The organism is Streptococcus sp. SC1 (genome assembly GCF_030272855.1).
GTDB lineage: Bacteria > Bacillota > Bacilli > Lactobacillales > Streptococcaceae > Streptococcus.
In genome coordinates, this window is sequence record NZ_JAQCMU010000002.1 from 16,604 (window position 1) to 34,853 (window position 18,250).

The 18,250-nt window shown below is 43.1% G+C and carries 19 protein-coding genes, 1 pseudogene and 1 riboswitch; of the genes and pseudogenes, 14 read left to right on the plus strand and 6 right to left on the minus strand.

Annotated features, from left to right (window positions below; genetic code table 11):
• Positions 1-6: 6 nt before the first annotated feature.
• Positions 7-924 (plus strand): aspartate carbamoyltransferase catalytic subunit, encoded by a 918-nt coding sequence (locus PAN94_RS02870; RefSeq protein WP_045497159.1) that lies wholly within the window; start codon positions 7-9, stop codon positions 922-924.
• A gap of 146 nt (positions 925-1,070) precedes the next feature.
• On the opposite strand, the gene PAN94_RS02875 is transcribed toward PAN94_RS02870, so the two are convergent.
• A complete protein-coding gene (locus PAN94_RS02875) occupies positions 1,071-1,637 on the minus strand; it encodes a LytS/YhcK type 5TM receptor domain-containing protein (RefSeq protein ID WP_285874521.1) in 567 nt (188 codons plus the stop codon).
• 4 nt (positions 1,638-1,641) lie between these two features.
• Positions 1,642-2,619, minus strand: coding sequence for a nucleoside hydrolase (locus PAN94_RS02880; protein ID WP_285874522.1), 978 nt, complete (start codon positions 2,617-2,619; stop codon positions 1,642-1,644).
• A 121-nt stretch (positions 2,620-2,740) separates the two neighbouring features.
• Positions 2,741-2,785: riboswitch (PreQ1 riboswitch) on the minus strand.
• Between the two features lie 133 nt (positions 2,786-2,918).
• Between PAN94_RS02880 and PAN94_RS02885 the strand changes: the two genes are divergently transcribed.
• The 4 genes from PAN94_RS02885 (at position 2,919) to whiA (ending at position 6,142) form a co-directional block, all read left to right on the plus strand.
• Entirely contained in the window at positions 2,919-3,302 is a 384-nt protein-coding gene (locus tag PAN94_RS02885) for a RidA family protein (protein ID WP_005590207.1), read from the plus strand.
• A 67-nt stretch (positions 3,303-3,369) separates the two neighbouring features.
• Positions 3,370-4,260, plus strand: a complete 891-nt coding sequence (rapZ, locus tag PAN94_RS02890) for an RNase adapter RapZ (protein WP_045497166.1) — start codon at positions 3,370-3,372, stop codon at positions 4,258-4,260.
• Positions 4,257-5,234 carry a YvcK family protein gene (locus PAN94_RS02895; protein ID WP_048792125.1) on the plus strand — a complete coding sequence of 326 codons (978 nt, stop codon included), beginning with the start codon at positions 4,257-4,259 and terminating at the stop codon, positions 5,232-5,234. The genes rapZ and PAN94_RS02895 overlap by 4 nt, the downstream gene beginning before the upstream one ends.
• Positions 5,231-6,142, plus strand: a complete 912-nt coding sequence (whiA, locus tag PAN94_RS02900; protein ID WP_285874524.1) for a DNA-binding protein WhiA — start codon at positions 5,231-5,233, stop codon at positions 6,140-6,142. Before PAN94_RS02895 ends, whiA begins: the two co-directional genes overlap by 4 nt.
• A 33-nt stretch (positions 6,143-6,175) precedes the next feature.
• On the opposite strand, the gene PAN94_RS02905 is transcribed toward whiA, so the two are convergent.
• Both PAN94_RS02905 and PAN94_RS02910 read right to left on the minus strand, forming a co-directional pair.
• The gene (locus PAN94_RS02905) at positions 6,176-7,144 is read right to left on the minus strand and encodes an NAD(P)/FAD-dependent oxidoreductase (protein WP_285874525.1); all 969 of its coding nucleotides are present in this window, start codon (positions 7,142-7,144) and stop codon (positions 6,176-6,178) included.
• 109 nt (positions 7,145-7,253) lie between these two features.
• The gene (locus tag PAN94_RS02910; RefSeq protein WP_285874526.1) at positions 7,254-8,570 is read right to left on the minus strand and encodes an FAD-containing oxidoreductase; all 1,317 of its coding nucleotides are present in this window, start codon (positions 8,568-8,570) and stop codon (positions 7,254-7,256) included.
• A gap of 194 nt (positions 8,571-8,764) precedes the next feature.
• Here PAN94_RS02910 and PAN94_RS02915 point away from each other — a divergent pair, with 194 nt between their 5' ends.
• From PAN94_RS02915 to rpsU, 6 genes and pseudogenes are all read left to right on the plus strand, one after another.
• Positions 8,765-9,121: a DUF1304 domain-containing protein gene (locus tag PAN94_RS02915; RefSeq protein ID WP_285874527.1), complete on the plus strand. Its 357-nt coding sequence runs from the start codon at positions 8,765-8,767 to the stop codon at positions 9,119-9,121.
• 112 nt (positions 9,122-9,233) lie between these two features.
• Entirely contained in the window at positions 9,234-9,611 is a 378-nt protein-coding gene (locus PAN94_RS02920) for a BlaI/MecI/CopY family transcriptional regulator (protein ID WP_285874528.1), read from the plus strand.
• A gap of 15 nt (positions 9,612-9,626) precedes the next feature.
• Positions 9,627-11,137 (plus strand): annotated as a pseudogene (locus PAN94_RS02925) (M56 family metallopeptidase).
• A 273-nt stretch (positions 11,138-11,410) separates the two neighbouring features.
• Positions 11,411-12,142: a polyphosphate polymerase domain-containing protein gene (locus tag PAN94_RS02930; RefSeq protein ID WP_285874529.1), complete on the plus strand. Its 732-nt coding sequence runs from the start codon at positions 11,411-11,413 to the stop codon at positions 12,140-12,142.
• 11 nt (positions 12,143-12,153) lie between these two features.
• Entirely contained in the window at positions 12,154-12,837 is a 684-nt protein-coding gene (locus PAN94_RS02935; RefSeq protein WP_285874530.1) for a DUF4956 domain-containing protein, read from the plus strand.
• Between the two features lie 203 nt (positions 12,838-13,040).
• Positions 13,041-13,217: a 30S ribosomal protein S21 gene (gene rpsU / locus PAN94_RS02940; protein ID WP_000048054.1), complete on the plus strand. Its 177-nt coding sequence runs from the start codon at positions 13,041-13,043 to the stop codon at positions 13,215-13,217.
• A 98-nt stretch (positions 13,218-13,315) separates the two neighbouring features.
• Here rpsU and mscL read toward each other — a convergent pair whose 3' ends face one another.
• Positions 13,316-13,702, minus strand: coding sequence for a large conductance mechanosensitive channel protein MscL (gene mscL, locus PAN94_RS02945; protein WP_149517375.1), 387 nt, complete (start codon positions 13,700-13,702; stop codon positions 13,316-13,318).
• 137 nt (positions 13,703-13,839) lie between these two features.
• Here mscL and dnaG point away from each other — a divergent pair, with 137 nt between their 5' ends.
• The 3 genes from dnaG (at position 13,840) to PAN94_RS02960 (ending at position 17,221) form a co-directional block, all read left to right on the plus strand.
• The gene (dnaG, locus tag PAN94_RS02950) at positions 13,840-15,642 is read left to right on the plus strand and encodes a DNA primase (protein WP_285874531.1); all 1,803 of its coding nucleotides are present in this window, start codon (positions 13,840-13,842) and stop codon (positions 15,640-15,642) included.
• 2 nt (positions 15,643-15,644) lie between these two features.
• Complete coding sequence (rpoD, locus tag PAN94_RS02955) at positions 15,645-16,757, plus strand: RNA polymerase sigma factor RpoD (protein ID WP_285874532.1); 1,113 nt, start codon at positions 15,645-15,647, stop codon at positions 16,755-16,757.
• Positions 16,758-16,882: 125 nt separating this feature from the next.
• Positions 16,883-17,221 (plus strand): metal-sulfur cluster assembly factor, encoded by a 339-nt coding sequence (locus PAN94_RS02960; protein ID WP_005590236.1) that lies wholly within the window; start codon positions 16,883-16,885, stop codon positions 17,219-17,221.
• Positions 17,222-17,310: 89 nt separating this feature from the next.
• Here the strand turns inward: PAN94_RS02960 and birA are convergent, their stop codons facing one another.
• Positions 17,311-18,246, minus strand: coding sequence for a bifunctional biotin--[acetyl-CoA-carboxylase] ligase/biotin operon repressor BirA (birA, locus tag PAN94_RS02965; protein ID WP_285874533.1), 936 nt, complete (start codon positions 18,244-18,246; stop codon positions 17,311-17,313).
• Between the last annotated feature and the right edge of the window lie 4 nt (positions 18,247-18,250).

The window sequence follows — 18,250 nt, forward strand, 5'->3', positions numbered from 1 at the left end:
AACATCATGTCATCAAATCAAATCGCACTTAAAAATCTTGTATCTATGGAACACCTCACGAACGAAGAAGTAATGGCTTTGATCAAGCGCGGGATTGAATTTAAAAACGGCGCAAAGGTTCATTATGATGAGCAGCATATCGTTGCAAATCTCTTCTTTGAATCTTCAACTCGGACTCACAAGGCTTTTGAAGTAGCAGAATTAAAACTTGGATGCGACCTGCTTGACTTTGATGTCAAGACAAGCTCAGTCAACAAGGGAGAAACTTTGTATGACACGATTTTGACTATGTCAGCTCTCGGTGTAGATGTCTGTGTCATCCGTCACCCTGAGGTGGATTACTATAAAGAATTGATCGAAAGCCCAACAATTACAACTTCTATCGTAAATGGTGGTGATGGTTCTGGTCAGCATCCGAGTCAAAGTTTGCTTGACTTGATGACAATTTACCAAGAATTCGGTCATTTTGATGGTTTGAAAGTAGCTATCGCTGGTGACCTTGATCACTCTCGTGTAGCCAAGTCTAATATGCAAATCTTGAAACGTCTTGGTGCCGAGCTCTTCTTTGCTGGTCCAGATGAGTGGAGAAGTGCGGAGTTTGCTGACTATGGTAAGTTCGTAACCATTGATGAAGTGATTGACCAAGTGGACGTGATGATGTTCCTGCGCGTACAGCATGAGCGCCATGACTACAACTCTATTTTCTCTAAGGAAAATTATCATAAACTTCATGGTTTGACGCAAGAGCGCTATGATCGTATGAAGGATACCGCTATCCTGATGCACCCAGCGCCTGTCAATCGCGATGTAGAAATTGCAGACCATTTGGTTGAAGCTCCAAAATCTCGGATTGTAGAACAAATGACAAATGGCGTCTTTGTCAGAATGGCTATCATTGAGGCTGTTCTCAAAGGACGAAACTAATCTCAAATGTAGCTCGGGAGTAGGATTGGACTCTAGAAGGGTCTGCCTACTCCTTTTTTATAACTTAACATTAAAGACGGATAAAAGACAAATGTTAAACTAAAAAGAACTACTCGAAATCACTGTTTCTGAGTAGTTCTTTTGATTTATGCATTGTTGGATTTTGCAAAGATTCTTGGGCTGACTTTTTTGAGTTGTGGAATGAAGACCAGACTGACTCCGATAACGATGAGGCGGTCTGCATAGTCGGTTAGCGCTTGGACGATGATGGTGCTGGTGACCAAATCTAAGCCTAAACCGTGTAAACCTTGAACGATAATACTAGAGCCGCTTGGGGTAATTCCTTTGAAGACAATGACGGTAATCAGAGAGGCCAAAGCAGTAGCTGGTAGTGAAACTAGAACCGTTTTCCAGAGAAGGTTTAGTCTTGGTTTTGAAGCAGAAGTGAAAAAGACTGAGACAAGCAGAGCCAAAAGAATGGCTACTGGAGAGAAATAAATAGCAGAAATGTCTGTTGTAAAAGCGCTAATAAGAGCACTGGCAACCGCTGTTCCTACTCCCCAAATAGGTCCTAAAATGAGGCTGGCCAATATCGTTCCAAAAGTATCCAAATAAACAGGAAGTTTTAGAAAAAGTGCGATGTTGGCCCCGATATAGTTTAGAGCGATGCAGATAGCTGTAAATGTGATGGTAAATGGTGTTGTTTTTTTCATAATTTTATCCTAAATTTAAAGTTTCCAGATCTTGGCAGATAATTTCCTTTGACGTGTTGAGTATCACGGAGAGAAAATCCTGAAAGAAGAGGTGGGTGTTTACTTGGGTCAGCACCTTAGCATTGGCTTGCTTACCATAAAAATGATAGGCATCAACTAGTGTTTGTCCCACGGCAATACCTTCCGTTGCAAGATCGACGAAGGAGTCAAAGCCTTGGCAAAGGTCCTCATGCAGGAAATGGGCAACGGCCAAGGGATCGTTGATGACACAACCGATGATATGTTCATACTCCCAATGAAAATCCCAGTAAAAACGAGTGATTTTTCCGACAAAGTCAGCGACTTCAGGATTGATAAAACGCATATATTCCAATAGATTGGGTGTCAAGACAATCTTTCGCGTGACATCTAGACCGACCATTTCAATCTTTTTTCCAAGTTTTTCGTAGGTTTCTTGGGCTGCATGTGGATCGCACCAGTAGTTGTACTCAGCTACGGGCGAACAGTTGCCGTGCGATTTGTAATTGCCGCCCATGCTGACAAATCGGTCTAGATGTTGCCCAAGTGTAGGATTTTTCCTAAGAGCCAAGGCAATATTGGTCAAAGGTCCTAGTGCAATGATGGAAGTATCACTATTTTTCTGGAAATAGTCAGCTAGAAAATCATAAGCTGCTTGTGGCTGGGCTTGGGTGGAACTATTTCTTGTTATCCCACTTTCCCCTAGTCCATCCATACCGTGGGTATCCTGGGCGGAGAGAAAGTCACGAACCAAGGGCTTGTCGGCTCCTACATAAACTGGAATATCCAGCCTATTCAGCCTTTCTAGGATCTTAAAGGCATTTTCAAGACCAAGTTCCACTGGGACATTTCCAGCGACTATGGTCAAAGCAACGACCTCTAAGTCAGGGTGTTGCAGGGCATAGAGTAGGGCTAGGCTGTCGTCTATGCCAGGGTCGCAGTCAATAATAACTTTTCTTTTCATAGGTCCTCCTTTTGAGAAATAAAATAAGGCTGAAACCTCCGTCTCAACCTCTCAGTTAGTTCTGCCAAAGTGGCAGGACACCAGAAAAAACTATGCGCAATTACATTACTTTAGAATATAAGGGTACTTAGTTTTTTATACTGGGAAGTTTGCGAACCAGTCCAAAACAAGTGTTTTGAATTATGCATTTACTATCATAAAGAAAAATTTCCTAAAAGTCAATGGGAAGGAGGACAAGAATAGTCAGTCTTTTGACTTTATGATATAATAAGTAAGATAAAAGAAATGAGGAGAATACAATGGCAAAAATAGTACAAACAGATAAAGCACCAGCAGCAATCGGACCTTATGTCCAAGGAAAAATCGTTGGCAACCTTTTATTTGCAAGTGGTCAGATTCCTTTGTCACCAGAGACGGGAGAAATTGTAGGTGCAACGATTGAAGAGCAGACCCAGCAAGTTTTAAAAAATGTAGGAGCTATTTTGGAAGCAGCTGGAACAGATTTTGACCATGTGATCAAGGCAACCTGTTTCCTAAGTGATATCAATGATTTTGTGCCATTTAATGAGGTCTACAAAACGGCCTTTAAAAGCGAGTTTCCAGCTCGTTCGGCAGTAGAAGTGGCTCGCTTGCCTCGTGATGTAAAAATCGAAATCGAAGTCATTGCTGAGATCGTAGAATAAATGATTGGGACCGGGAGAAGTTTCCCGTCCTTTTTTAGAAATAAAATGTTAGACGAAGGGAGAAAGAATGGCTGAACACAAGATTCAATTAGTGATTGTGACAGGAATGAGCGGTGCCGGAAAGACTGTCGCTATCCAGTCTTTTGAGGATTTGGGTTATTTTACCATTGATAACATGCCGCCGACCCTAGTACCAAAGTTTTTGCAGTTGGTCGAAGGAACAAAGGACAATGATAAGTTGGCTCTGGTTGTTGATATGAGGAGTCGCTCCTTCTTTTTGGAGATTCAGGATATTCTGGATGAGCTAGAAAGAAGCACGGAAATTGATTTTAAAATTCTATTTTTGGATGCGGCCGACAAGGAGTTGGTGGCTCGCTATAAGGAAACTAGACGCAGTCATCCCTTGGCCGCCGACGGGCGAATTTTAGATGGTATTAAACTGGAGCGCGAACTTTTAGCTCCTCTGAAAAATCTCAGTCAAAATGTTGTAGATACGACGGAACTGACACCACGGGAGCTCAGAAAGACCATCTCTGAACAATTTTCAAACCAGGCTGATCTGCACAGTTTCCGCATCGAGGTTATGAGTTTTGGTTTCAAATACGGTTTGCCTCTGGATGCGGACTTGGTTTTTGATGTACGTTTTTTGCCTAATCCCTACTATAAACCTGAGCTGCGCAATCAGACAGGATTGGACAAGGATGTCTTTGATTATGTCATGAACCATGCGGAGTCAGAAGAGTTTTACCAGCATTTGCTGGGCCTGATTGAGCCGATTTTGCCCGGCTATCAAAAGGAAGGAAAGTCTGTGCTGACTATCGCAGTTGGCTGCACGGGCGGACAGCACCGCAGTGTGGCTTTTGCACAGCGTTTGGCGGATGATTTAGCGAAAAACTGGCCAGTCAATGCCAGTCATCGTGACAAAAATCGCCGGAAGGAAACGGTGAACCGCTCATGAGAAAACCGAGAATTACAGTTATCGGCGGCGGTACAGGAATTTCAGTTATTTTAAACAGCCTGCGGAAAAAGGATGTGGAGATCACAGCCATTGTCACAGTTGCAGATGATGGCGGCAGTTCTGGTGAGCTGCGTAAGAACATCCAGCAGCTGACGCCGCCGGGTGACTTGCGAAATGTTTTGGTGGCTATGTCTGATATGCCAAAGTTTTATGAGAAGGTCTTCCAGTATCGCTTTGCCAAAGGAGACGGCGTTCTAGCAGGTCATCCCCTTGGGAATCTGATTATTGCAGGCATTTCCGAAATGCAGGGTTCGACCTATAATGCCATGCAGCTTCTGACCAAGTTCTTCCATACAACAGGTAAAATCTACCCTTCAAGCGATACTCCGCTGACTCTGCATGCTGTGTTTACAGATGGAACAGAAGTTGTCGGTGAGAGCAATCTAGCTAGTAAGGCTGGTATGATTGAGCGGGTCTATGTGACCAATACCTATGATGATGAAAAGCCTGTTGCTAGTAGAAAGGTGGTCCAGAGCATTTTGGATAGCGATATGGTGGTGCTGGGACCGGGTTCTCTCTTCACCTCCATCTTGCCAAACCTCGTAATTGAAGAAATCGGACAAGCTATTTTAGATACTAAGGCAGAAGTAGCCTATGTTTGCAATATTATGACTCAACGTGGCGAAACCGAGCACTTTTCAGATAGCGACCACGTTCAAGTATTGCATCGTCATCTGGGCAAAAAGTTCATTGATACTGTCTTGGTCAATATCGAGCCAGTTCCGCGCGAGTATATGAATAGCAATAAATTTGATGAATATCTGGTTCAAGTTGAGCATAATTTTCGAGGGCTGCAAGAGCAAGTTCCGCGTGTCATTTCATCGAATTTCCTTCGATTGGAAAATGGCGGAGCTTTCCATGATGGAGAGTTACTTGTGGATGAATTGATGCAGATTATACAGGTGCGCAAATGAGCTTCACAGTAAAAGTAAAAGAAGAGCTTTTAAGCTTATCTGTAAAAGACAAAAACGAGTTGGCTGCCATGATCAAGATGGCTGGTAGTTTAGGAATTTCTTCGACCGGCCTCACCTTATCCATTTCAACAGAAAATGCCAAGATTGCTCGCCATCTCTATGAATTGCTGTCGGACCTTTATCAGGTCAAATCAGAAATCCGCCACCATCAGAAGACTAATCTGCGCAAGAATCGCGTTTATACAGTATTTCTAGATCAAAAAGTGGAAGAAATCCTATCTGACCTGCACTTGGCTGACTCCTTTTTTGGTATCGAGGCCGGGATTGACCAGGCCATTTTATCAGATGATGAAGCCAGTCGTTCCTATCTTCGGGGAGCCTTTCTCTCGAATGGCAGCATGCGGGAGCCAGACTCAGGCAAGTACCAGCTAGAAATCTTATCCGTTTATCTGGATCATGCTGAGGATTTGGCTGCCTTGATGCGTCGTTTCCTACTGGATGCCAAGACCATCGAGCGTAAGAAGGGGGCTGTCACTTATCTGCAGCGGGCTGAGGATATCATGGATTTTCTCATTGTCATCGGTGCTATGGAAGCCATGGCTGAGTTTGAGTCTCTTAAGCTTATGCGGGAAGCGCGCAATGATCTCAATCGCGCCAATAATGCGGAGACAGCGAACATCGCTCGCACAGTTACAGCAAGTATGAAAACCATCAACAATATTGCCAAAATCAATGATAATATTGGCATTGAGAGTTTACCTGTAGACCTGCAGGAGGTTGCTCAACTTCGTATCCAGCATCCGGACTACTCCATCCAGCAGCTAGCTGATAGTCTGAGCCGACCTCTAACTAAGAGCGGTGTCAATCATCGCTTGAGAAAAATCAATAAAATTGCAGATGAATTATAAAAGCTGCTGAGCTTGAGCTCGGCAGCTGTTTTTTTATAGGCTTGTAGAATGTTTGGGTTGGACTTTTTGCTCAGGATAAATATGGTTAATGGCATTGTTGACAGCAGTAGGTGCCTCACCTAGCCCGGTCGCAATCAAATCAATCTTCCCCTCGTAGCTACAGCAGTCTCCAGCTGCATAGATACCTGGCACGGAAGTTTCTTGCTTGCTATTGACCAAAATCTTGTGACGGTTAAGCTCCAAGCCCCAATCTTTGAGATTGCCGACAGAGGATTTAAAACCGTAGTTGACAAAGAGATGATCCAGAGGCAAAAGCTGACTATCCTCTCCCTTGACTTGGCTGATTTCCAAGTGGGTAATCTTGCCATTTTCGCCGATTAATAGATGAGGTACAAAGGGTGTCTTAATTTCAACACTAGAAGCCTTGAGTTCTTCCACACTATGCTCCAAAGCTCGGAAGTTATCCCGACGGTGGACTAGGCTGGTTTCTGCAATCTTTTCAAAAGCTAGTGCCCAGTCAACAGCCGAATCGCCGCCTCCCAGAACAACAACTTTTTTACCAGCGTACTGGCTGATGTTTGAAACGTGATAGTGGAGGTTACTGTAAGATTCAGCATCGTCTAGCTCCAAAGCCCTAGGTTTGAAGGCGCCGCCTCCCATGGCGATGATAATGGTTTTGGTCTGATGCTGGGCTTGAGAAGTCGTGATGGTGAAGCCTTCATCAGATTTGACGATATCCAGCACTGTTTCATTGAGGCAAATCTCAGTCTGGAAAGTCTCCAGCTGCTCAATCAGACGCTGAGACAACTCTTCGCCAGTCAAATTAGTAAAGCCCGGTACATCCAGAATCTTCTTCTCTGGATAGAGAATGGCTGGCTGGCCACCCAGCTGAGGCAGGGAATCGATGATTTTAACCTTGGCTTGGCGCAAATGAGCGTAAAATGCAGCGAATAAGCCAACTGGACCGCCGCCGACAATCGTAATATCATACAGTTCAGACATAATTTTCCTCAATCTTTTTAAAATAAACTAGCATTATTGTACCACAAAAAGAGGTTGAAATGTAGTTAAATTTCGTAGGGATTGTAAAAGCCCCGTCGGGGGCTTCAAATTAAATAGCAAATAAATCATTGAGGTTTTCAGCCAAAGTCGGGTGGGTGAAGATTTGCTTGCTCAAGTAAGTGTAAGGAATCTTATTATCCATGGCTACAGTCAGGATATTGATAATTTCCTGAGCTCCCGCTGAGAAAATAGTTGCCCCGACGATTTCCTTGGTTTCAGTGTTGACAACGGCCTTGAAGGCACCGCGTAAGTCAGCATTGACATGTCCGCGAGGCATTGCTGCGACAGGAATCTCCTTAACTGCAATCGGCAGTCCTTGCTCTTGGGCTTCCTTTTCAGTCAATCCGATTTGAGCCAAAGGCGGTGTAATAAACATGCTGGTAGGGACGTTTTTACGGTCTTCCAGTGTGTAGCTACCATCGCCAGCCAGATAGCTATAAAGGATACGGAAGTCATCCAGTGAGATATAAGTGAACTGCAGACCGCCATTGACATCGCCAGCTGCAAATACACCAGGTACAGATGTTTCCAAGTGCTTGTTGACCTTGATAGCTCCGCGCTCTGTCAGCTCGATATCTGTATTTTCCAACTGCAGTGGCTCAACATTTGGCTTGCGGCCAGTAGCATAGAGCAGGGCATCAAAGCGGAATTCTCCATCCTCTGTCACAACCACAACTTCGTCACCATCATTTTTAATCTGCTTGGTTTGCACATTTTGCAGGAGTTGGATTCCGTCTTCTTCCATGTATTGCTTAGCTAGAGCAGCGATAGAAGGCTCTACTCGAGGGAGAAAGACAGGAGCAGCATCTAGCACAGTCACCTGGCTGCCCAATTTGTTGTAGAGCCCAGCAAACTCTAGGCCGATGTTACCGCCACCCAGAACTCCCAAGCGTTTAGGAAGTTCTTTCAGATTTTGGATGCCAGTTGAGTCATAGACATGTTCGGTTTCAGTCAGTCCTGGAATCGGCAGGACATTGGAAACAGCACCAGTATTGATGACAATAGTCTCAGCAGTCAGTTCCTCTTTCTCATCGCCAGCTGTGATTTCGATGACCTTATTGGAAAGGAAATGAGCTTCCGCATCGATGATGTCAACACCAGCTCCACTGATTGCTGCGTAGTTCTTCCCGTTGAGACGGCTGGTTACAGCATTCTTCTCAGCCATGACTTGGTCGAAAGCCAGGCCTTTTTCAGCTGCAACAAGCAGGGTCTTGGTTGGGATGCAGGCGATATTGATACAGGTTCCCCCGTACATAGCCTTGCTTCGCTCAATCAAAGCAACTTTTTTTCCTTGAGCCGCCATTTTGGCTGCCAATGTTTTACCGGCCTTACCAAAGCCGATGACAATTAAATCATAGGTTAACATAACTTACCTCCATTTTTCAAAAAAGATTGTATCACATCTAGTCGGAAAATGCTGAGTTTTGCTACGCCTATTTTAAAAATGCAATCTAAAACATTTTAATACACTTCGTCCATTTTATTGGAACTAAATTTTAGCGCTTTTTCTTGCACTATGTTATACTTTTTTTCGTCATAAATTTCTATAAGGAGAAGAAAATGTCTGTTTTTACACTGATTTTGGCAAGTTTGGTTGCCTTGGAATTTTTTTATATTATGTACTTGGAGACCATCGCAACGACTTCTGCAGCGACAGCACGGGTCTTTGGTATGTCTCAAGAGGAGTTGGAGCAGAAGTCGGTCAATACCCTTTTTAAAAACCAAGGAGTTTATAATGCTCTGCTGGGTATTTTGGTTTTAATTGCGACCTTTGTGCAGCCTAATCCAGTCTGGCTGGGGATTTTTATGGTTTATATCATCTTGGTAGCTGCTTACGGTGCAGTGACTAGCGATCCGAAAATTTTGTTCAAGCAGGGCGGACTAGCGATGTTGACTTTGCTGAGTTTGTTTTTCTAAAAAGGAGCGGGAAATAGTGATTTCCCGCTCTTTTTTTACATAATGATTGACTTTTTTATTAGACATGTGTAGAATAAAATCAGAAGAAGACTTTAGAAAGTATGGAAATATAATGAATCATTCAATTAAACGTTTACCAGATGGTGAATTTGCTATCTTAAAGATTATTTGGCACTTGCCAAATCCAACGACTTCAGCCCAAATCATGGAAAAGCTGGGCGAAGATAACCATTGGAAGCCTCAGACTTTGTTGACAGTTCTGGCTCGCTTGACGGAAAAGGGGTTTTTAGAAAGTGTTCGAAAGGGGCGTGAAAGACAGTATACAGCTTTAATTTCTGAAGAGGAATACTTAGAAGTAGAGACGTCAGACTTTTTGAAGCGCTACAATGGACATTCCATAGGAGGATTTGTCAAGACTCTCTTTTCATCTAATTCTTTTTCAGAAAATGAACTGGATGAGTTGCGTAATTTACTGAATCAGAAAGAGTAAGATGAGGTAGTACCCATGAAACAGTTCCTTTTGTCTTTCCTCTTAACCAGTTTCTCAACCTCGATCTTGGTTCTGTTTTTGAGCCTTCTTTTTGCAGCCCTTAAGACCAGGATTTCAGTCAAGGTCAAGTATTTTATCTGGTTTTTAATCTTGCTGAGCTTTCTATTCCCAATTCGTCCTCAATTTGGCTCTGGTTTGATTCGGCTGAGTACTGGGGCGACTGTTCAGACAGCTGTTAGAGCTGGCCAGACAAGTGGAGGGCAGACTGTTTCTCAAGTAGCTGAAAAAGCTAGCCAGGCAAATCTCTGGGAGGCTTTTCTAGGCCTACCTTAGTTTGAAATATTCTTTGTCATTTGGCTGCTTGGTTGTGCATTTAACCTAGGCAAATATGCTTATTCTTATATTCGTTTCAAAAAGATGTTGCAACGTTGGGGGACAGAGGTTGAGGACGAAGAGACTTTGTTCCAGTTGCATTTGATCAAAGAAAAGATGGGCGTTAAAAGTAAGATTCGTCTGCTCCACTATCCTATGACACAGAGTCCAATGTTGCTGGGATTCAGGGATGTTTTTATTGTGCTACCGGAGCTGGACTACACGGAGGAGGAGCTGCAGCTGATTTTTCAGCATGAGTTGACCCATTATCAGCACTATGATGTCTTGATTAATCTTTTCGCGATTCTTGCCAAGAGCCTACATTGGTTTAATCCAGTGGTTCGTTTTGCTTGTCGGGAAACTCAGGAAGCAGGAGAAATGTACTGCGACTACGATGTTTTGAGTAGAAAAGACACAGCTTATCGCACTTTTTATGGTGAGACTATTCTGACGATGATTGATCGGAGTAAGAAGACTCCGATTGCTTTGACAACTTGTTTTTACTTGGATAAGTTTAATCTTAAGCGACGGATTATTGGTATCATGGACAGCCGCCTGCCGAAAAAGTTTCTGTCTGCTTCTTTCGTAGTAGCAGTTCCTCTACTTTTACTCTTGACTAGCTCGGTCTTTGCCTTAGAAAATCCAGTCGCACAAGATAGTAAACTTGTCTCAGAGTCGAAGAAAGCGGAAGGACTTAGTCAGCGTCAGGTTTTAGAAACAGTTTTGAAGGAACTTTCTCTTGCTGAAAAGGACATTAAGGATGTGCAGATTTCACGTGAGAAAGGCAATTATAAGATTCTCTTTTCACATGGACAGACGGCGCATAAGATGCTTGTCAATGCCAAGACTGGAAAAGTCGTCCAATCCAAGCAGCATACCATGTCGAAAAGACAGTGACAGTTGAAAAAGAAGTTCCGCCATCATCGTCTTCTGCAGCGACTCCAGCTGATAGTGGAAGTGGGAATGGGAATGCAGGTCAGACGGGAAGTGTTAGCTCGCCGACTCCTGCGACCAATACTGTGACAAATTCAAATACAAACACTAGTACAGCACCTGTCCAACCTCCTGCTCAAACTAGCTCCTCAAAGAGTAAGGATAAAGATCGTGATGATGACAGAGACGATGACGACGATGATGATGACGATGACGATTAGATAAAAGATTCTACCAATTGAGGTTTCTTGATAGAAGCAGCGATTGGTAGAATTTTTTTATCTTTATTTTTTGTAGAATCTAGTCTTCAACTCATAAATTGAGGTTAATTTTAAAGTTTTTTTAAATTTTAGTAATTTTCCTCTTGACTTTTAAAAACTACAAGTGTAGAATAAAGTTTTGAAAATACTGTCCGGAAAGTATGAGAGTAGTAGAGCAAGGGCTCTCTTTCTTTTAAAACCAAAAACTACATTTGTAGAAAGAGGAGCATACAAATGAAACAAAAACAAATCCAAACGAACTTCCGACGTGTTGAAACAAAGTACATTTTAGACCGTGCGACCTTGGCTCGTTTAGAAGCTGAAATGCATGCTTACCTCATTCCGGATGATTACGCAACTTCGACCATTTCAAATGTCTATTTTGACAATGATGATTTTCAAATGATCCAAGACTCGATTGCTAGAAGAGGCGGCCGTGAAAAGCTACGGATGCGGACTTATGCAGCGGAGCCGACAAAGGATAGTCAGGTATTTTTGGAAATCAAGAAAAAGTCGGAGGACGTTGGCTTCAAGTATCGGCTAGTTTCAAATCTGACTTCGGTAGTTAATTATATTGAGAAAGGATTTGCAGACCAGACTATTTCTGATGAGCGGGTCAAGACAGAAGTGGAGCTGTTGCAGGAGCGTTATGCAGGCTTAAAAGCTAAAATGGTAATTAGCTACGACCGTTACTCGATGAAAGGCTTGGAGGACAAAAAAGTTCGTGTGACGGTTGATTCCAATATCCGCTTCCGTGATTATGATGTAGACCTGACCTCAGGACGCCACGGCTATCCTCTATTAGAGGACGATATGGTAATTATGGAAATCAAGATTCCAGGGGAATATCCTCAGTGGATGTCTGAAATTTTGAACAAATACGGCCTTGAAGATCAGTCCTTCTCAAAATACGGCAAAGCCTACCTAAAATCTAAAGAATTGGTTCCTCAAGCCGTCAAGGTTTAAGGAGAGAAACAATGATTACACAACTATTTAACAGTATCTATTCTTCGGCTGAAATCAAAGTCAACCCTCTAGCCCTAATAGCCTCCCTCGTGACGGGCTTGATTTTGGGAATCATTTTGGCCAAGGTTTATAAGCACCAAACTATTTACACCAAGGGGTTTGTCATCACACTGTCTCTCTTGCCGGCCATTATCTCCATTATCATTTTCTTGGTAAATGGAAATCTGGGAACCAGTGTCGCTGTAGCAGGAACATTCAGTTTGATTCGTTTCCGATCAGCTGCAGGAGGTTCCAAGGAACTTTTGGCCATCTTCATGGCGACAGCGATTGGGATTACGACAGGAATGGGTTTCTTAGCTCTAGGAGTTTTTTTCACACTCCTCATTTCCTTCTTTTGGTTGCTCTTTGAAAAGATGGGCTTTAGTTCGGTTAGCCAAACCAGACGTTATGTTCAAATTCAGATTCCTGCTGAATTAGACTATGAAGTTCTTTTTGAGGCAATCTTTGAAACAGCCTGCAAAAGCTTTGAGTTGACCTCTGTCCAGTCAGTTGACAATAAGTTTATCAAGTTGGACTATGTGGTTGATTTGAAACCAGATGTAAGCGACCAGCGCCTCATCCAACGCTTCTTACGCTATGAAAAGATTAAGAACATTTCCCTCTCGAAAGAAGCAAAAAAACGAAAGACCTTGTAAGGTAAAAACCAACTGTTTTTTGAGACAGTTGGTTTTTGTAACTTTTCAAAAATTGGATAAAGCCTGATAGTTAAGTATTTCCGCTAGCAATATTTTTTGAAACCTCAAAAATCCAGACACATACGAATGACATAAAATACTTGACACGGCTTTCTATGTATGGTATCATTATATAGATTTTGGACTTGAAGGGAGTGAAAAAAATGTCAAAAACAGTAGTACGTAAGAATGAATCTCTTGACGATGCTCTTCGTCGTTTCAAACGTGCGGTTACTAAAGCTGGTACTCTTCAAGAAACACGCAAACGTGAATTCTATGAAAAACCTTCTGTAAAACGCAAACGTAAATCAGAAGCAGCTCGTAAACGTAAAAAATTCTAATCAATAGAATGAGAAAACAGCCGATTTGGCTGTTTTTTTCTTTTGAATGGGAAGCACATAATAAAAACAGCACTGATTTTTTCAGTGCTGTTTGGATACTAGTTTTGTTTTTCAAGCAAGCTCTTGATTTCTTGCAGAACTTCAAGTTCTGTTGGTCCAGCTGGTGCTTCTTCAGCAGCTTCTTCGTTCTTTTTAGCAAGGCTTTGTGCTTTTTCAGCAGACTTCACGATGAAGAAGAGAACGGTACCGACTACCAAGAAGTTAATCACGGCGCTCAAGAAGTTACCATAAGCTACCCCGTTCCATTTCAATTGAGAAATTTGCTCTAATTGTGCAGCTTTCAAAATTGGGTTGAGGAAGAGAGGAGTGATAACGTCAGTAATCAATGAGTTGACGATTGCTCCGAAAGCGTTCGCAATGATAACCCCGACTGCCAAGTCAATCACGTTACCGCGTAGCAAAAATTCTTTAAGATCCTTTAACATTTTCTTTTCCTTTCAAAAAATAATTTAATATTTGAGATTATATTATAGCTTAAAGAAGCAATTATTTCAAGTTACTTGCCTATCAAATGTTTTACATTTGCGTCAAATTATTATAAAATATAGAGTGATATTCTGTGATGAATTGGAGGTATTGTCTATTGGATAAAGAAATGATTTCTGAAATAAAAAATAGTGTCAATATCGTCGATGTCATAGGAGAAACGGTAGCCTTAACCAAGGCTGGCAGAAACTTTCTGGGACTTTGTCCCTTTCATGGTGAAAAGACGCCTTCCTTCAACGTTGTAGAGGACAAGCAGTTTTATCACTGTTTTGGCTGTGGCAAGTCGGGAGATGTTTTCAAGTTTATTGAGGATTATCGAGGCGTATCCTTTATGGATGCTGTGCAGATTGTCGCAGACAGAGCGGGCATTTCCTTAGGGATGGAGAGAGCGAGCGCTGATCGACCGAGACAGTCTCATCCGCATCAGGCGCTCTATGATATTCATACAGAAGCAGCGAAGTTCTACCATGCAGTTCTGATGACGACCAAGATAGGAGAAGAAGCACGCGCTTATCTCTACAAGCGTGGGCTGACGGATGAAGTCATTAAGCATTTTCAAATCGGCCTGGCTCCCAATGAAGGCAACTATCTTCATAAGAGCATGGCTGCTAAGTTTGATGAGTCTACCATCATGAACTCAGGACTTTTTAATCTAGCAGAGAATAATCTGGTCTATGATGCTTTTCAGAACCGGATTATGTATCCCTTGACCAACGACAAGGGTCAGGTTGTCGCCTTTTCTGGTCGGATCTGGCAAGATTCGGAGGCTGGTTCACAGACTGCCAAGTATAAGAATAGTCGCAGCACCCCTATTTTTAATAAAAGCTATGAGCTTTATCATCTGGATAAGGCCAAGCCGGTTATCAAGAAGAGCCATGAAGTCTATCTGATGGAAGGCTTTATGGACGTGATCGCGGCTTATCGGGCTGGAGTTGAAAATGCAGTCGCATCTATGGGAACAGCTCTGACGTCTGAGCATGTCCAGCATCTGCGTAGGTATTGCAAGAAAATAATTCTGACTTATGATGGAGATAGGGCTGGTCAGGCTGCGACAGCCAAAGCTTTAGAGGAGCTACGGGATATGTCGGTAGAGATTGTCTCCTTTCCTGACAATATGGATCCAGACGAATTTATTGCTAAAAATTCTGCCGAGGAATTGAAACAATTTCTGACTAAAACGCGAATTAGTGATGTAGAGTTCCTTTTGCGTTATCTCAAACCGGATAATATTGAAAATTTGCAGGCTCAGATTGAATTCGTGGAGCGAATGGCACCAATCATTGCTCAAACGCAGTCTATTACAGCTCAGAATTCCTATATTTATATGTTGGCTGAGTTACTGCCAGATTTTGATTACCAGCAGGTAGAGAATACGGTTAACAATAGTCGTTTGGCTGAACGAAGTAGTCGAAGCGGACAGCAGTCAGAATCTCTAAGAAGACCTGTACTGGTAGATCTTCCACTGTCTAAACAGCTATCACGGTTGATAAAGGCAGAAATCCATATCCTTTATCGTATGGTACACAATCCGCTGGTTTTAAATAGCTATCGGCTTCGCACAGATTTTGCCTTTGATACGGCGGAACTGCAGGAGTTATACGAGCTTTTACTGACCAATGGTGAAGTGACTTCGCAGGATTTATCTAGCTTACCGGAAAGAGTCCAGCAACTTTGGTATCGGATGTTGGAGGAAGATTTGCCAGAGGAGATGGAAGACGGAGAGTTAGCAGAAGTTGAGCTGACCAGAGAACGCGAATTGCTTCGTAAGAATAATCAGCTGATTAGCAAAAAGATTCGAGAAGCTTTGCATACTGGAGATGAGAATGCCGCTATATTAGAAGTGGAGCGCTTAATCGCACAAAAAAGAAGAATGGAGTAGGTATGGCTACAAAACAAAAAGAAGTAACAACATTAGACGTTCAAATTGCAGAATTCATCCGCAATCACAAGCAGACAGGTGTAGCGACAGACGATGAAATCAATGACCAGCTGGTCATTCCTTTCACTTTGGACGCTGATGGGATTGAGGATTTGCTGCAACGCATTCAGGATGCGGGCATTTCTATCACGGATAAGGAAGGAAATCCCAGCGCGCGTGTCTTGAATACTGAAGAGGAAGAAGTAGAACTGACCGATGAAGAGCTCTTGGGTAGCAATTCAGCCAAGGTCAATGACCCAGTTCGCATGTATCTGAAGGAAATCGGGGTTGTGCCGCTTCTTAGCAATGAAGAAGAGCAGGAGCTGGCTATCTTGGTAGAGCAGGGAGACTTGGAAGCCAAGCGGCGTCTGGCTGAGGCCAACCTTCGTCTAGTTGTTTCCATTGCTAAGCGCTATGTCGGCCGTGGTATGCAGTTCCTTGATTTGATTCAAGAAGGAAACATGGGGCTGATGAAGGCCGTTGATAAGTTTGATTACACCAAAGGATTTAAGTTCTCAACTTATGCGACTTGGTGGATTCGTCAGGCCATTACCCGTGCGATTGCTGACCAAGCTCGGACTATTCGGATTCCAGTCCACATGGTGGAAACCATTAACAAGCTGGTCCGCGAGCAACGCAATCTCTTGCAGGAATTGGGTCAAGACCCAACACCAGAGCAAATTGCTGAGCGTATGGATATGACACCGGATAAGGTTCGTGAGATTCTCAAGATTGCTCAGGAGCCGGTTTCTCTGGAGACCCCTATCGGTGAGGAAGATGACAGTCATTTGGGTGACTTTATCGAAGACGAAGTGATTGAGAATCCAGTCGACTATACAACTCGTGTCGTTCTTCGTGAGCAGCTGGATGAGGTCTTGGATACGCTGACAGACCGCGAGGAAAATGTCTTGCGTCTGCGCTTTGGTCTGGACGATGGAAAAATGCGGACGCTGGAAGATGTCGGCAAGGTCTTCAATGTGACTCGTGAGCGGATTCGCCAGATTGAAGCCAAGGCCCTACGTAAACTTCGCCACCCAAGCCGCAGCAAACCACTCAGAGACTTTATCGAAGATTAAGAACTGAAGAGCAAGAAGGGGCAGGAATCTTTCAGTAGGAAGTGTCAAGTAGGCAATCCTAGCTGAAAACAAAAGCCCCCTCGAGCTAACTTGAACTTTCTGCTATATCTATAAGGAGGATATGCATGTCAGAAAAAAAATACAGCCCTGAAGAAGTTGAAAAGATTAAAACGCGTATTTTGGAGAGCTTGGAGCAGGTCATCGACCCAGAGCTGGGAATTGATATTGTCAATCTCGGCTTGATTTATGAGATCCGTTTTGATGAGACCACTGGAGAAACGGAAATCGATATGACCTTGACCACTATGGGATGCCCTCTGGCGGATCTTCTGACTGACCAGATCTATGATGCTATGTCAGATGTTCCAGAGGTTACTAAGACAGAAGTCAAATTGGTTTGGTACCCCGCTTGGACAGTAGAAAAGATGAGTCGTTATGCTCGGATTGCATTGGGGATTAAATAGCGACATCATACTGGAAGAAAAGCAGTCGTCTATAAAGAAAAGCGCTTGAATGGAACATCAAGTGCTTTTTGAATGTAATTTTGTACAAACTACCAGCTAGTTAGTGAAATTTCCCCGCTGTTGAGCCAGATATTTTGGCCGTTCTCCAACTGGACTAGAAGTTGGCCACTGTCCGAGATATCGCTAGCAATTCCCTTATAGGTTTGATTATTTTGCTGGAAGCTCACTTGGCGACCGAGGACTAGAGAGTGCTTTTTGTAAAGATAGAGTAGGTCTTGGGGATCGCTTTCGTAGAAACATCTCCAGATTTCAGCAATCAGCTCATTTCTGCTGATAGGAGCTCGCTCTGTAAAGAGTGATCCAGCCTTAGATTCCAATTCTTCTGGAAAATCATTAACGCAAAAATTAAACCCGACCCCGATAATAATATCTGTGACTAAGCCTGTCTCGACTGAAGTAGTAGCCTCGGTTAAAATGCCTGCAATTTTTCTATTCTTGTAGTAAATATCATTGACCCACTTGATATCTATGTCTATGAGGGTTAAATTTTTTACAGCTTGATAGATGGCTCCGGCCGTCAGGAGAGTATAGGCAGGGATTTGATCGAAAGCCAGGTTGGGCTTGAGATGGAGGGACATGTAAAAGCCGCCTTGTTTTGGAGAGAAAAAGTTTCGGCCGAAGCGACCGCGACCAGCGGATTGAGCAGCAGCTAGATAGAGGGTATTTGCTTCGCCACCCGCCTCCAGACCTGCTTTGGCATCCATCTGAGTAGATTGGCAGTTGGGGTTGAAGGAAACTTTGATGGGTGCCTCTTTTTCAATGATTTCTGGGATTAGTAAATCCCCTGCTTTGAGCTTATAGCCGCGATTTTTGACGGAATCAATCTGGATTCCTTCTCTTTCCAAGCGTTGAATAGCTTTCCAAATGGAGGTCCTGGAAATGCCCAGTGTCTGAGCCAGACTTTCTCCGTTTACATAATCGTCAGCTTGGCTGAGAATGGTAAATAATTGTTCGTAGGTTTTCATTCGT